The organism is Levilactobacillus parabrevis ATCC 53295, assembly GCF_001434055.1.
In the GTDB taxonomy this organism is placed as follows: Bacteria; Bacillota; Bacilli; order Lactobacillales; family Lactobacillaceae; genus Levilactobacillus; species Levilactobacillus parabrevis.
In genome coordinates, this window is the sequence record NZ_AZCZ01000105.1 from 1 (window position 1) to 722 (window position 722).

General features: G+C 39.2%; 2 protein-coding genes. Both read left to right on the plus strand.

What is annotated here, in order from left to right; translation table 11 throughout:
* The first annotated feature begins 61 nt into the window (after positions 1-61).
* On the plus strand, positions 62-343 hold the full coding sequence (locus tag FD07_RS11940) for a type II toxin-antitoxin system RelB/DinJ family antitoxin (protein ID WP_057161961.1): 282 nt from the start codon (positions 62-64) through the stop codon (positions 341-343).
* On the plus strand, positions 333-722 hold a 390-nt coding region (locus FD07_RS11945), incomplete at its 3' end, for a hypothetical protein (RefSeq protein ID WP_056990140.1). The genes FD07_RS11940 and FD07_RS11945, both read left to right, overlap by 11 nt.

Genomic DNA, 722 nt, shown 5'->3' on the forward strand with positions numbered 1-722 from the left:
TTGATCAGATACTCAAAAGGTAGTATAATGGTAGTAGTAAAAGAAAGGAGATGAGACAATCATGGTAGGTAAGGAAAAGAAACGGGTCCAAGTCAAGATTGATAAAGATTTGGCCGATGATACCGAAGCAGTTTTAAGCGAATTGGGCTTAAATCCAACCACGGCCATTAACATGTTTTACAAGCGGATTGTTGCTAATGGTGCTTTACCTTTTAATGCGTCTTTAAGCGAAGAAGAAAGAGCTAATTTACGCTTTTTAAAGGCGACCGAAGGGACACCAGTCACCGAGTTCAAAGACGCTAAAGAGGTCGCTGATTGGCTCAACGATCCAGATGAGGACTAATGACTTAGTCAGCCTATACGTTAGTTTTGTAGAAACTAACGGTGGCAAGTCTCGGCCAGTTTTAATTCGTCGGGTATCAGAACAGACGGTCGAGGCTTTTAAAATTACTAGTCAGTATGAAAAGAAGTCGGCTTATATCAAGCAACAATATTATCCGATTCAAGATTGGCAATCCGCTGGGTTGAAGAAACCTTCCTGGGTCGATCTTGGTAATATTTATCGCTTTCCCAAAGCCGGTTTAAACTTTAAAGAAATCGGTCATTTAAGTAAGCTAGATCAAAATAAAATTTCAGATTTTACGCTTGACCTAAAATCAAAAAGAAGAGGTAAGGGTCAAAAGATAATTCAACAGCGATCAAGTAAAAGGAAGCACAAAGAA